Here is a 13,762-nt window from a genome sequence, read left to right as displayed (position 1 = left end):
CATGAACGACGAGCGGAGAGGAGACAGCAGATGAGCCGGTCGGTCCTGGTCACCGGGGGCAATCGCGGTATCGGTCTGGCGGTCGCCAACGCCTTCCTGGCGCAGGGCGACCGGGTCGCGGTGACCTGTCGCGAATCCCCGCCGCCGGACGGAAAGCTGTTGGCCGTGCGGTGCGATGTGACCGACTCCGGGCAGATCGACGCGGCCTTCGACGAGGCCGAGCGCGCCCACGGGCCGGTCGAGGTACTGGTCTCCAACGCCGGGATCATCGACGACGTCCTGCTGCTGCGGATGCGCGAGGAGCAGTTCACCCGGGTCGTGGACACCAACCTCACCGGCGCCTACCGGGTCGCCCGGCGGGCCGCGCGCGGCATGGTGCGCGGCGGCTGGGGACGGATCGTGCTCATCTCCTCGGTGGCCGCCGTGCGCGGGGCTCCCGGGCAGGCCAACTACGCGGCGAGCAAGGCCGGTCTGGGCGGGCTGGCACGGGCCGTCGCGCGCGAGCTGGGCTCCCGGGCGATCACCGCCAACGTGGTACTGCCCGGTTTCATCCCCACCGACATCAACGCGGACCTGCCGGAGAAGGTCCGCCGGGAGGCGCTCGCCCAGATCCCGGCGGGCCGCTACGGGCGGCCGGAGGAGGTCGCGGCGGCCGTCACGTTCCTCGCGTCGGATGCCGCCGGCTACATCACGGGGGCCCTGCTGCCGGTGGACGGCGGACTCGGCATGGGCCACTGACACCGCAGGTCACGTCGGACCGGATCACGTCAGGCCGCAACAGGTCACGTCGGACCGGATCACGTCAGGCCGCAACAGGTCACGTCGGACCGGATCACGTCACGTCAGCTCTTGGAAACCGCAGACGACCGGGGGAGGACCCCATGCACGCCACCCGCACCGTTCCCTGTCCGCTCGGCGCCCAGTCGCCCGACGCGCTCGGCGCACTGGCCCGCGAGCTCGTCGCGAAGCTCACCGCCGACCCCGGGGTGTCCCCGGCCCAGGCGGCGCGCGGTCTGGCCGGCAGCCCCGCCGGGCCGCACCGCGCCGTGGTGCTCGCGGAGGACCGGGCCGGGCTGCTCGACGGCCTGTCCGCGCTGGCCGCCGGCCGGCCCGCTGACCACCTCGTCACCGGACAGGCCGTCACCGGCGCCGGAACGGCCTTCGTCTTCCCCGGCCAGGGCTCCCAGTGGCCGGGCATGGCGACGGAGCTGTACGCGCGGTCGGAGGTCTTCCACGACCGGCTCGACGCCGTGGCCGCCGAACTGGGCCGGTGGAACGACTGGAACCTCCTCGACGCCATGGCGGGCGCGGAGGGCGCGCCGGGTTTTGAACGGGTCGACGTGGTGCAGCCCGCGCTGTTCGCGATGATGGTGTCGCTGGCCGCGCAGTGGGAGTCGTACGGTGTCGTCCCGACGGCCGTGATCGGTCACTCGCAGGGCGAGATCGCCGCCGCGCACGTCGCCGGGATCCTCAGCCTCCAGGACGCCGTACGCATCGTGGTGATGCGCGGGCGCGTCCTGCGGAAGCTGACCGGGCGCGGCGGGATGCTCTCGGTGCCGATGCCGTACGAGTGGGTCGAGCGGTACGTGGCGGAGCACTCGGCGCGGCTGGCGCTCGCCGCCGAGAACGGCCCCGGCAACCTGGTCGTCTCCGGCGATGTGCCCGCCCTGGAGGAACTGGTCCAGCGGTGCGCGGAGGAAGGCGTCCGGGCCCGGATGGTGAAGGTCGACTACCCCTCCCACTCGCCGCAGATCGACGAGATCCGCGACGAGCTGCTCGCCGGCATCGCCGGCGTGGCTCCCGGCCCCGGCCGGATCCCCTACTACTCGTCGGTGGCCGCGGGCCGTATCGACGGCACCGAACTGGATGCCGACTACTGGTTCCGGAACCTGCGCCGCACGGTGCGCTTCGAGTCCGCGGTGCGCGCCGCGGCGGACGACGGCCATCTGCGGTTCGTGGAGAGCAGCCCGCACCCCGTGCTGGTGCGGGGAGTGCAGCGCACGCTCCGCGACGTGCCGGACGGCCGGGTGATCGAGTCGGTGCGGCGCGGTGAGGGCGGCCCCGACCGGTTCCTGCGCTCGGCGGCCGAGGCGTACACGCACGGTGCGGACGTCGCCTGGCCCGGCGCGCTGTTCAGCTGAATCCGTGGATCCGGAAGAGTCCGGATCCCCGGCGCCCACATGCTCCGGGAACCCAAGAGTCCCGGCGGTCTCACGAGTTGTCCCACTCTGGAGGAACAGATGTCACGCTACGACTGGGAAATCGACAACCCCGGCATCGCCCGCCTTGAGCAGGCCGTGGAAGGCGCCCGCAGCCGGGTGGTCGCCCACCCCGTCTACCACAGCCTGGACAGCCTGGGCGCGGTGGTCACGTTCATGGAGCACCACGTCTTCGCCGTCTGGGACTTCATGTCCCTGCTCAAGTCGCTGCAGCGGAACCTGACCTGCGTCTCCGTGCCGTGGATCCCGAGCGGCCCGGCCGCGAGCCGGCGGCTCATCAACGACATCGTGCTGGTCGAGGAGAGCGACGAGATCGGCGAGGGCTTCATCAGCCACTTCGAGCTCTATCTGCAGGGCATGGCCGAGGCGGGCGCCGACACCGGGCCGATCGACTCCCTGGTGGCGCTGCTGCGCGAGGGCAAGCCGGTGCTGCCGTCCCTGAAGGAGGCGGGCGCGCCCGCCGCGTCCATCGAATTCGCCACGAAGACCTGGGAGTTCATCGAGAACTCCCCGGTGCACTGCCAGGCGGCGGCCTTCGCCTTCGGCCGCGAGGATCTGATTCCGGACATGTTCGACAAGGTGGTCGCCGTCAACCGCGACCAGGGCAACCGGCTCGGTTCCTTTGTCGACTATCTGGAACGGCACATCGAGGTGGACGGCGAGGAGCACACCCCGATGGCCATGCAGATGCTCGCCGACCTGTGCGGCGACGATCAGGACAAGTGGGCGGAGTGCGAGGAGGCCATCAACGGGGCACTCGACGCCCGGGTCCGGCTGTGGGACGGCATCCTCGCGGAAGTCCGTGCCTGACAGCCATCATTGAGGTCACGTCACTTCAGCCAGCAGCGACGGAACTTCACATGACTCCCGCTGAATCCCACCAGGAGGACGACGTGCCGACGCAAGCGACAGAGGCATTACGGGCGGACCGCAGCGCACTTCTCGATCTCTGCGCGGGCCTGTGCGAGGCGGACTGGAAGACGGAGAGCGGCTGCCCCGGCTGGTCCGTACAGGATGTCGTGGCGCACATGGGCGCACTGTTCACCTCGGTGGTCGCTCCGGGGACGCTGCCCGACACCGCGGGCCTCGCGACCGAGCGGGCGCAGGACGTCCATGTGGAGTTCCGGCGCTCCTGGTCGGCCGCCCAGGTCGTACGGGACTACGCATCGGTCAGCACCCAGGCCATCGGGGCGCTGGAGCGCCTCGCGGCCGTCGACCGGCAGCTGGACCTCGGTGACCTCGGGACGCATCCGGCGGCGCTGCTGCCCAACGCCTTCGCCTTCGACCACTACACCCACATCCGCGCCGACCTGTTCGCTCCGCGCGGCCCGCTGACCGGGACGCCGCCACCCTCCGACGAGCTGCGGCTCACGGCCGCGATCGACTGGATCGAGGCGGCCCTGCCGCAGCAGAACCGGGAGCTGCTCGCCGGGCTCTCGGGCTCGGCCGACCTGGTGCTCGACGGGCCCGGCGGCCGCACCATCAAGCTGGGGGCCGGCGGCCGGACGCTGCGGGTCGCCGGCGACACCACCTCGTTCGTCCGCTGGATCACCCAGCGCGGCAGCTGGGAGGAACTGGACGTCACCGCGTACGGCGATCCGGAGCAGGCGGCGCTGCTGCGCCGGCTGCGGGTGTGGTGACGCGGATGTTCCCCGACTTCACCACGACCCCGGAAGACCTGCGGCGGGCCGCGGCCCGCACGGCCGCGCTGCTGCGGACCGTGCCGGAGCCCGGCGCGCCCGTGCCGGGCCTGGCGTGGACCATCGGTGAGACCGCCGCCCATCTCGTCGTGGAGCTCCAGCACTACGCGGGCTTCGCCGGCGGCGAACTGGACGCCCGCACCGTGCTGGACGTCCTGCCCACCGGGCCGGGAGTGACCCCGGGCGAGCTGAACGCCGCCGCCAACACCCATCTGCTCGCCGGGTTCCCCGAGCGGGACCCGAAGGTGCTCGCGGACCTGCTGGAGTCGGCGGCCGCCGACTTCGGTGCGGCGGCCGGCCGCCGCCGCCCGGACGAACCCGTCCTCACCACCAACGGCCTGCACATGACCGTGCCGGTGATGGCGGCGACCCTGCTCGGCGAACAGGTCGTCCACGGCCTGGACATCGCCCGCGCCCGGCGGACGCCCTGGCCGGTGGACCGCCGGGACGCGCTGCTGATCGTCGAGGGCGTGCTCGCCATGGCCCCGGAGTACGTCGACCGGAAGCGGGCCGCCGGGAGGCACATCGCGTACGAGTTGCGCTTCCGCGGCGGCCCGGGATACCGGTTCGCGGTGGACGACGGGACGGCCGAGGTGACCCCGGCGGGCGCCCGCGCGGACTGCCGGATCACCGCCGACCCGGCGGCCTTCGTGCTGATGGGCTACGGCCGGGTCGGACAGTGGGGCCAGGTGCTGCGCGGCCGGATCGTCGCCGGGGGACGGAAGCCCTGGCTCGCCTCGGCGTTCGGGTCGCTGCTCACCCCCGTCTGACCGTACGGCCGGGCGCGACGGCGGGATCGGTGGCTCGAGGTCGGAGGGCGGGGGTCAGAAGAGCTCCACGCCGGGAAGGTGCGGGCCTGGCTGGACGGGCAGTTGCGCGACCAGGGTGGTGATCCGCATGGACGGGTGCAGGGCGGCGTGCGCGCCGGCCGTACTCAGCGCGAGGGGGGAGCGGCGGCAGATTTTGATCAACTCGGCCGTCGCCTCCTCCTCGGCCACCACCCTGCTGTGGCCGAGCAGCACCTCCAGCGAGGCCCGGGCGTCCTGGAAGGAGAGCACATCGAGGCTGACCGGGTGCGCCCCGTGATGAGCCACCAGGCTGACGAGCTTGCGGCGGCTGGTCACCAGCGTCAGACACCCCGCGGCGCCCGGCAGCAGCGGCGACACCTGTTCCGCGGACTGCGCGTCGTCCAGCACCAGCAGCATCCGCTTGCCGGCCAGCAGGCTCCGCAGCAGCGCCGACCGCGCGGGCAGCCCGGCGGGCACCTGGTCCGGCTGCACGCCGAGCGAGTCGAGGAAGTCCGCGATCGCCTCGTCCGGCCCCAGCCGGGCGGGCGTGCTGCCGCGCAGGTTCACATAGAGCTGGCCGTCCGGAAAGCGGTCGGCGTGCTGATGGGCCCAGCGCACGGCGAGGGCGGTCTTGCCCACCCCCAGCGGGCCGTCGATCACGGCGAGACCGGCGTGCCGGCCCTGGTGTTCGAGCAGCGCGGTGAGCGAGCGCAGCTCGCGGTCCCGGCCGGCGAAGTGGCGGGCCGCCATGGGTATCTGCTGCGGGACCACCACCTGGGCGACGGGCTTGCCGGGCGGCCCGGGCACCGCCGCGGGGTCCCCGTCGGAGGCTCGCCCGGAGGCGAGCCGCGCCATGTCGCTCGGATCTAACTCCAGTGCGGTGGTGAGGAGTTGCAGGGAGCGGGGATGGGGTTTGCGGGTCCTCCCGCGTTCCAGGTCACTGATCATGCGGACGCTCAGCCCGGTACGCCGGGCCAGGTCCTCCTGAGTGAGGCCCATGGCCTCCCGGCGCTGGACGAGAAGTTCGGTCGAGTCACTGCTGATGTGCACGGTGTTCCCCCGTTGTGAAAGTACTGGTCCGCTGGCGGATGGCGCTGTTCCTAGGCGGGGCGTCCGCCGGGCGGCCGGTCGTGCGGATGGAGCAGCGTCCGGTCGACCAGGTTGAGTTCCGGCAGACCGCAGAGCAGCATCGCCTCGGCCAGCTCGTCGCGCAGCAGGCCGAGTACCGCCGCCACCCCGGTGGACCCGCCGCAGGTGAGACCCCACAGCGCGGGCCGTCCGATCAGGACGGTGTCGGCGCCCAGCGCCAGCGCTTTGAGGACGTCGGAGCCGTGGCGGAAGGAGCCGTCCACGAGCACCGCGCACCGTCCGCGCACTTCGGCGGCGATCTCGGGCAGCGCCGCCACCGCCGTGACGGCGCCGGGCAGTTGGCGGCCGCCGTGGTTGGAGACGACGACGCCGTCCATGCCGTGCTCGACCGCGAGCCGGGCGTCCTGGGCGGTCAGTACGCCCTTGAGAAGCAGCGGCAGTTTGGTGCGCCCGCGCAGCCAGGCCAGGTCGGCCCAGCCCACCGAGGTGTCGAACTGCTCGGCGGAGTGTGCCGCGAGCGCCGACGTACCGGCGACGGCGCGATGGGTGGTGGTCATGACCGAGGAGTCCAGGTTGACCGCACGTACGTCCGCGGGGACCGAGAACGCGTTGCGCAGGTCCCGCGGTCTGCGGGCGACCACCGGGGCGTCCACCGTGAGCACCAGCGCGCCGAATCCGGCCTCCTCGGCGCTCGCGACGAGCTTCTCCAACTGGTCGCGGCGGCGCAGCCAGTACAGCTGCAGCCACAGCGGTCCGGACGCCGCGCCGGCCATCTCCTGCAGTGTCCGGTTGGCGAAGATGCTGGCGATGAACAGGGCGCCGGCGGAACCCGCCCCCTGGGCGGTGGCCACCTCGCCCTCGGGGTGGAACAGCCGGTGGTGCGCCATCGGCGCCACTCCGAGCGGCACCCGCAGCGGGCGCCCCAGCAAAGTGGTGCCGAGGTCGGGCCCGGCGGTACCGGTGAGGACCCGAGGATGCAGTCCCAGCCGGTCGAGTACGGCCTGGTTGGCATGGACGGCGGATTCATCGCCACTGCCTCCGGCCAGATAGTCCCACACCGGCGGGGAAAGGCGCCGGCGAGCCTCTTCTTCGAAATCCCTGACGTGCAATAACGCGCGTTCTTGGGTCACGAGTTGCAGTCTCTCAGTACTTGGTTCGGATGCGGGTAATATCTTTTCCAACTCACGGTGTCACCGTCCGGAAGTCCTGGCTTTCTGCGCCGGGAGGAAAACGCGGAAGCCGCCGCGGTGCGGGCGGCGGTTCGGCGATCGAGGAATTGCGGTGAGTTCCGGTGGGTTTCTCAGGGCATCACGGGCAGTACTCCTCACGCGTCAGACGGCAATGACCTCGATGGCGCCTTCCCCGTTGGGGTCGGTGGCCGGGGCCGGACGGACGGCGGTGACCTCGAAGCCCGCTTTCTCGGCGAGCGCGCGGTACTCCGGTCCCGTCCTGTTGCGGCCCTCGACCATCGCCAGCATCAGCAGGTCGTACACCTTGGCCTGGCTGGGGCCGGGTCCTGAGGGGATGATCTTCTCCAGGATCACCAGGCGGCCGCCTGCCGGCAGGGCCGCGCGGGTGGTGCGCAGAATGGCCAGGGCCTTCTCGTCGGTCCAGTTGTGCAGACAGCGGGAGAGCAGATAGAGGTCGCCGCCGGTGGGGACCTCCTCGAAGAAGCTGCCCTCCACCAGCGTCGTCCGGTCGGTGAGGCCCGCTGCTTCCAGCCGCTGCCGGGCCTGGTTCACCGCCTCGGGCAGTTCGAGAAGCACTCCGTGCAGTTCCGGGCGGTCGGTGAGCACCTCGGCCAGCAGGTTCCCGTTGCCGCCGCCGATGTCCACGACCGTGCGGACACCGTCGAGTGAGCACTGCGCGAACGCGGCGGGCACCGCGCCGCGGCTGCCCAGCGCCGCGTTGAAGGTGCGGGCGACCTCCTTGTGCTCCTGCAGATAGGTGTACATCGGCATGCCGTGCACCTCGTCGAAGGCGGGCGTTCCGGTGCGTACGGCGTGCACGAGCGCGCCGAACGAGCGGAACACCTCCTCGCCGAGCATGATCGCGCTGTTCCGCATCGAGTTGGGCACATCCGAGCGGAGCAGGGCGGAGACCGGAGTGAGCGAGAACCTGTCCTGCTCGTCCTGTTCGAAGATCCCGACCGAGGCGAGCGCCCGCAGAATGCGGTGCACCCCGTCCGGATGCGCATTGCATTCCGCGGCTATCTCCGCCGCCGCTTTGGGACCTTCGGCCAGGACGTCGGAAATGCCGAGCACCGCGGCCGTATAACAGGCCTGTGCCACCCAGGATCCGGTGAGCGCACCGAGCAGTTTGCGGCTCGCGGCCGCCCTTTCCTGATCCGACGTCGATTCCTCGTCCACCGGGCCGTTCGTCCGGTCATTGCCACTCATTGCGTCATCGCTTTCTTTCGGTCTTCCTTTTCGACGGCGGGCCTTACGGCCGGCCTCTTGACGGCCAGACAGGTGAGGGCGGCGAGCGCGGTCACGGCCACGGGCAGGGCGATCGTCGCGTGCATCGCGTCGATGAATCCGTGGGCCAGGGCCTGTCGCCCGGCCTCCCTGAGTTGACCGGCCAACTCGGCGGGCACCCCGGCCGGCGGCCCGGGTGCGCTGCCCGCCCCGACTTCGAGGCCGCGTTCGGCGGTGGAGCGCAGCCCCGACACGAAGGAGGCGCGGTACTGCTCCGGCAGCGCCAGGGAGCGGCTGTTCGCCTGGTCGCCGATCGACGCGACGAGCCGGTTCTGCAGCAGCGCACCGACCGCCGCGGTGCCGATGACCGCGCCGAACTGCCGGTTGGAGTTGAAGACCCCGGAGGCCGCCCCGCTGAGTTCGGGCCGTACCCCGCGCATCGCGATGGTCGGCATCGGCGCGAACGTCCCCCCCATGCCGGCTCCGGCGACGAGCAGCGGGGGCAGGAAGTGGTACCAGCGGGAGTCCGGTTGGGCGATCGCGGCCATCCACCCCATCCCGGCCGCGAACAGCAGCAGCCCGGAGACCAGGATGTAGCGGCCGTCGATCCGGTCGGTCAGCCGCCCCGCCAGCGGCGCCAGGACCATCGACACCATCGCGGCGGGCGCCAGGGTGAGCCCCGCCCGCAGCGCGCTCATCCCGGCCACCGACTGCAGATAGAGGTTGAAGAGCAGCAGGAAGCCGAGCATGCCGATGTTGACCGCACCGCCGACGACGTTCATCAGCGCGTAGTCGCGGTCCCGGAACAGGGCGAACGGGATCAGCGGATCCCGTTCCTGCGAGCGGGCTTGCAACCCGAGGAAGACGGCGAGGAGTACCACTCCGACGCCGAGCACCAGCGGAATGCTGATGAACGAGACCACCGTTCCCCAGTCGTAGCGCTGCCCCTCGACCAGCCCGTAGCAGAGCGCCAGCAGCGCCAGCGTGATCAGCAGCACGCCGAGCGGGTCGAGCCGGCGCGATCTGCTCTCGCGGACCTCGGTGACGACCGCGAACGTTCCGGCCAGCACGACGATCGCGATCGGCAGATTGATGAAGAAGATCCACCGCCAGCCGAACGCGGTGACGAGCAGACCGCCCACCGTCGGCCCGGCGATCGCGGCGATGCCCGCCACCGCGCCCCAGATCCCGAAGGCGGTACCGCGCCGCTCGGGCGGGAAGCTGTGGGTGAGGATGGTCAGGGTCTGCGGCATCAGGATCGCCGCCCCCAGCCCCTGCACCGCCCGGAACGCGATCAGCTGACCCGGATCGGTGGCGAACCCGCAAGCCATCGAGGCGAGCGTGAACAGGACGACGCCGGCCGCGAAGGTGCTGCGCGGGCCCCACAGGTCGCCGATGCGTCCCGCGGTGATCAGCAGCGCCGCGAGCACCAGGGTGTAGCCGTTGATGACCCACAGGATCTGATCGAGCGAGGCACCCAGGTCATCGACCACGTCCGGGATGGCGATGTTGACGATCGTCAGGTCGAGCAGCGTCATGAAGTAGCCGAGCGAGATGACGATCAGCGTGGCCCACGGGTTGCCGCGCAGGTTCCTCATGGCAGCCCCGCCTTCACTCCGCCTCGGGTGCGGGACCGGTCAGCGACTCGCTGATCGCCTGGCCGACGGCGCCCGCCAGGAAGCGGTGGAACTCGGCGTTGCCCCGCCGGTCGGTGACGACCTCGACGAGCCGGGGGCCTGGCGCCCGGACCGCGTCCAGCAGCTCCGTCATCGAACCGGCTCTGGTGTACGGCCAGTCGGCGGCGCGGGCGACGGCGTCGAGCCGCACGTTGTGCGGCGTGCCGAAGAACGTCTCGAAGCCGTCGATGGGTTCGCTCTGCGGGGTCATCGAGAAGATCCCGCCGCCGTTGTTGTTGACCACGACGATCACCAGGTCCGGCCGGGCCGGAGCCGCCCCGGTGATCAGCCCGTTCTGGTCGTGCAGCAGGGACAGGTCACCCAGCAGGGCGTACGCGCGCCCCGACGTCTCGGCCTCATGGGCCAGTGCGGCGCCGATCGCGCTGGACACCGCCCCGTCGATCCCGCTCAGCCCCCGGTTGGCCAGGACGCGCAGATCGCCGCGCGGCCGCAGGGTCCGCTCGACATCGCGTACCGGCATGCTGGACGCGGCGAACAGCAGCGATCCGGGTGGCAGCGCGGCCGCCAGGTCACGGGCGATCCGGGGCTCGGTGACCCCGCCCGCGTCGAGCGTGCTGTCGAGCGCCTCCAGGGCCGCCTTGTCCGCGTCCCGCCACAGCCGCAGCCAGTCCGGATCCGTCCGCTCCTGCACGGGCTTCCCGAGCCGGGAGATCACCTTGGTCGCGGTGCGCGCCGGATCGGCCCAGTCCTCCGCCGGATCCACGACGATCAACTCCTTGACGGAGCCGAGGTAGTTGAGCAGTGCCAGGTTCACCCCGGCCCGGCCGACGGCGACCACCGCCTCGGGGTGCGCCACGGCGCGGAACCCGGGGTGCGACAGCAGATAGCCGTACGTCGTGATCGCGTTGCCGCCCTGGCGGGCACCGCTCTGCGGTTCGGCCAGCAGCGGCCAGCCGGCCTGCTCGGCGAAGGCCACGGCGCCGGCCGGGTCCGCCGCGGCGTCACCGACCACGACCACCCCGCGCGCCGGGACCTCCAGCGCCTGCGGTTCGGGCAGGCTGCGCACCACGCGTATCCTCGGGCGCGGTTCCTGGTTCGCGACGCCCGCCCGGCCGGCCTCGGCGTCGGCGGTGTTCTCCAGCGGGTCGGGCAGCATCAGATTGAGCTGGACGGGCCCTCCGGCCGCGGCCGCGACGGTACGGGAGAGCACCGAACGCCAGTACCCGGTGGTCGCCTCGTCGCCGGGGACGGACTCCAGCTCGGCGAAGAACCCGGTCGAGGTGCCGAACATCCGCACCTGGTCGGTCGTCTGGTTGGCGCCCGTGCCGCGCCAGACCGGCTTGCGGTCCGTGGTGATCACGACGAGCGGCACCCGGGCGTGCCGCGCCTCGAGGACCGCCGGGTGCAGGTTGGCCGCCGCGGTGCCGGAGGTGCAGGCGACCGCGACCGGGCGGCCGCTGGCCCGGGCGAGCCCGAGCGCGAGGAATCCGGCGGAGCGTTCGTCGATCCGTACGTGCAGCCGCAGGCCCGGGTGCCGGTACAGGGCGGAGGCGAGCAGCCCCGAGTGCAGCCCGGGGGAGATCACCGCCTCCGTGACCCCGCACTGCGCCAGTTCGTCGGCCACGGTGGCGGTGAGCTGGTCGGAAAGGTTCATGGTGTCCCGGTCTCCAGATCGGATCGATACGGCGAGGGGCTGTTCGTGGCAGCGGCCGGTCGGGCGGGCCGGTTTCCGGTGCGGCGGCCGGCCGCTGCGGGACCGGTCAGCTGCCCGGCCGGTCCCACAGGGCGCGCGCCCGCCGCTTGATGTGCTCGGGGAAGTTCTGCTCGAAGGCGGTGCTCACGGGCCGCTTGTCCGCGTCCGGGGAGAGCAGGCAGTCGTACGCCATCTTCGGGCCGCTCAGGCTCTGCATCTCGGCGGCGGAGTAGATGATGTGCAGCGGGGTGAACAGCTGGTCCTCGATGAGGACCTGCCCCTGCACCGGATGGCAGCGGGTGGCGAACCCCCAGGCCAGATCGCGCAGATCGGTGGGGTCGAGGTCGTCGTCGAGCACCAGGATCCGGGTGATCCAGAAACCCACCTTGGGCCGGAGCACCACATTCGCGATGGCCCGGGTCAGCATGCGGGTCGTGGTGTGGATGCCGCCGCCCCACTGCCGCCAGTCGCGCGGCACGGTGATCGCGGCCAGCGTGCACGAGCCTTCCGGGATCAGCCACGCGGCGGTCACCGGCAGCCCGGCACCGCGCAGATTGCGCAGCACCTCGGCGGCGTGCGTGGGGCCCACCACGGTGTGGACCTCCTCGACCGGCTTGCCCGCCGAGACCACCGGCAGGATCGGGTCGTCCCGGTGGGTGATCGCGGAGATATGGAAGACCGGCCGCTGTCGGGGCTGCCCGGATATGTAGCCGAAGAACTCGCCCATCGGCCCCTCCGGCAGGGTCTCGTCGAGCGAGACATGACCCTCGACGACGATCTCCGCGGAGGCCGGCACCTGCAGATCGACGGTGCGGCAGCGCGTCACCTCCAGCGGTTCGCCGAAGTAGCCGCCGAGGTACCCGGACTCGTCACGGCCGGAGGGCAGCGCCATCCCGCCCGCGAACGGGATCGCCGGTTCGCTGCCCTGGACCAGCGCGGCGGGCATGGGTTCGCCGCGCTCCTTCCACATCGCGTAGATCTTCCCGATGTCCTGCGGCGGGTTGATCATGACGACCAGCGTCCGGCTGTCGGCCGCCATCACCCGCGTGATGGCCCAGTTGGTCCACGAGCCGTCCGGGCTGCGCACGATGATGACGCCCCAGGTGTTGAGGTAGCGCCCGGCGTCGCCCGCGTGCACCAGCGGCACCGGGAACGCGTCCAGCGTGGCCTCGTCGCCGAGCAGCACGTTCTGCTGGCAGGGTGCGTCGGTGATCTCCACCGGCGGGATGGGTTCGGCGTCGAGCGCGGCCGTGAGCTGGTCCACGATGGCCAGCGGATGGGTCCCGGGCTCCAGCCCCAGCGACAGCGCGACCCGTGCCCAGCGTGCCTCGGGCAGCGAGCTCAGTGCTCCCGGTGCTCCGAGGATCCGATAGCCCGGCGGGTGTCCGGCGAGCCGGTTGAACAGGGGTGCGGGCAGTTGGTTCTCCACGGCGTAACGGATCACCGCGCCGGCCTCGAGTTTGGTACTCACCTCGTCGTCGATTTCGCGTAAGTCGCCTATTTCCCGCAGTTCCTCAAGATATGCCCGAAGACTGGTCAAGTGCTTCTTCATTCGGAGCTGGCACCTCGTGTAAACCGGTTGATGAACCGGCAGGAGAGCCGGTATGGGATGGCGTGTCAATGCGTGCGGATACCACTGATGAAGGCAAGGGGAAAGGAGGGCCGGCCGGTGCTGTCGTCATCGCCCGGGCGGCCGAATATGAGCCCCGCGTCCCCGGGGAGTCCCTCTCCGGGAGGGCCGCCCGCGCCCGAGGTGCCGTGCAGGGCCTGTGCAGAGTCTGTGAAGGTCGGGAGGGGTGGCCGGCGGCACTGGAGGACGTCAATTCGGAATATTGAATTCCGCTCATCTCTCAGGCTTGCTCCTCCCGTGAACAGCTTCGGCGGGTCGGCGGTGTGGCGGGCGGGAGAACGCATTAGCGTTTTCCTGACGCCTACTGCTCAGGTACTTCGCGCGAGTCATGTCTTTGAGGCGAGCTGTGTTCAAGTGGCACTTGAGGGCAACACTAGCCTGCGCCCGGAGCCGGTTCAAGGGCGGCCAATTTTACGCAGGTAAAGTGCCGGAAAGCCGCGCGAAGACCCCCGAGAACGGTTGGGCGAGTTCTCGCCAATTCCGTTCGTACGGTGCGTGGCGGCAGACGAACCACTGGGTGAACCGTGCCCCACAAGGCCCGGCCACGGCTCCTGGACAGCCGGACCGCTGTCCTGCCGGGCCGGCGCCG

11 protein-coding genes are annotated in these 13,762 nt (G+C 71.4%); 5 read left to right on the top strand and 6 right to left on the bottom strand.

What is annotated here, in order from left to right; translation table 11 throughout:
- The first annotated feature begins 30 nt into the window (after positions 1–30).
- From fabG to G3I60_RS44740, 5 genes are all read left to right on the top strand, one after another.
- Positions 31–738, top strand: a complete 708-nt coding sequence (gene fabG / locus G3I60_RS31475) for a 3-oxoacyl-ACP reductase FabG (protein WP_164296312.1) — start codon at positions 31–33, stop codon at positions 736–738.
- 143 nt (positions 739–881) lie between these two features.
- Entirely contained in the window at positions 882–2,141 is a 1,260-nt protein-coding gene (locus tag G3I60_RS31470; RefSeq protein WP_164296310.1) for an acyltransferase domain-containing protein, read from the top strand.
- A 99-nt stretch (positions 2,142–2,240) separates the two neighbouring features.
- The gene (locus tag G3I60_RS31465) at positions 2,241–3,029 is read left to right on the top strand and encodes a DUF3050 domain-containing protein (protein ID WP_164296308.1); all 789 of its coding nucleotides are present in this window, start codon (positions 2,241–2,243) and stop codon (positions 3,027–3,029) included.
- 50 nt (positions 3,030–3,079) lie between these two features.
- A complete protein-coding gene (locus G3I60_RS31460; protein ID WP_164296306.1) occupies positions 3,080–3,859 on the top strand; it encodes a maleylpyruvate isomerase family mycothiol-dependent enzyme in 780 nt (259 codons plus the stop codon).
- Positions 3,860–3,864: 5 nt separating this feature from the next.
- The gene (locus G3I60_RS44740) at positions 3,865–4,689 is read left to right on the top strand and encodes a maleylpyruvate isomerase N-terminal domain-containing protein (protein WP_203674356.1); all 825 of its coding nucleotides are present in this window, start codon (positions 3,865–3,867) and stop codon (positions 4,687–4,689) included.
- 54 nt (positions 4,690–4,743) lie between these two features.
- On the opposite strand, the gene G3I60_RS31450 is transcribed toward G3I60_RS44740, so the two are convergent.
- The 6 genes from G3I60_RS31450 to G3I60_RS31425 form a co-directional block, all read right to left on the bottom strand.
- Positions 4,744–5,757 (bottom strand): helix-turn-helix domain-containing protein, encoded by a 1,014-nt coding sequence (locus G3I60_RS31450; RefSeq protein WP_164296304.1) that lies wholly within the window; start codon positions 5,755–5,757, stop codon positions 4,744–4,746.
- Between the two features lie 50 nt (positions 5,758–5,807).
- Positions 5,808–6,926 (bottom strand): alpha-hydroxy acid oxidase, encoded by a 1,119-nt coding sequence (locus G3I60_RS31445; RefSeq protein WP_343241536.1) that lies wholly within the window; start codon positions 6,924–6,926, stop codon positions 5,808–5,810.
- Between the two features lie 201 nt (positions 6,927–7,127).
- Complete coding sequence (locus G3I60_RS31440; protein ID WP_164296302.1) at positions 7,128–8,195, bottom strand: methyltransferase; 1,068 nt, start codon at positions 8,193–8,195, stop codon at positions 7,128–7,130.
- The gene (locus tag G3I60_RS31435; protein WP_164296300.1) at positions 8,192–9,811 is read right to left on the bottom strand and encodes a DHA2 family efflux MFS transporter permease subunit; all 1,620 of its coding nucleotides are present in this window, start codon (positions 9,809–9,811) and stop codon (positions 8,192–8,194) included. The genes G3I60_RS31440 and G3I60_RS31435 overlap by 4 nt, the downstream gene beginning before the upstream one ends.
- 13 nt (positions 9,812–9,824) lie before the next feature.
- The gene (menD, locus tag G3I60_RS31430) at positions 9,825–11,504 is read right to left on the bottom strand and encodes a 2-succinyl-5-enolpyruvyl-6-hydroxy-3-cyclohexene-1-carboxylic-acid synthase (protein WP_164296298.1); all 1,680 of its coding nucleotides are present in this window, start codon (positions 11,502–11,504) and stop codon (positions 9,825–9,827) included.
- Positions 11,505–11,610: 106 nt separating this feature from the next.
- Positions 11,611–13,095 (bottom strand): UbiD family decarboxylase, encoded by a 1,485-nt coding sequence (locus G3I60_RS31425; RefSeq protein WP_164296296.1) that lies wholly within the window; start codon positions 13,093–13,095, stop codon positions 11,611–11,613.
- Positions 13,096–13,762 lie beyond the last annotated feature (667 nt).

The sequence above is a fragment of the Streptomyces sp. SID13666 genome (assembly GCF_010548325.1).
Classification (GTDB): domain Bacteria; phylum Actinomycetota; class Actinomycetes; order Streptomycetales; family Streptomycetaceae; genus Actinacidiphila; species Actinacidiphila fildesensis.
The sequence above is the reverse complement of the archived record's forward strand: the minus strand, read 5'-3'. Positions and strand labels throughout refer to the sequence as shown.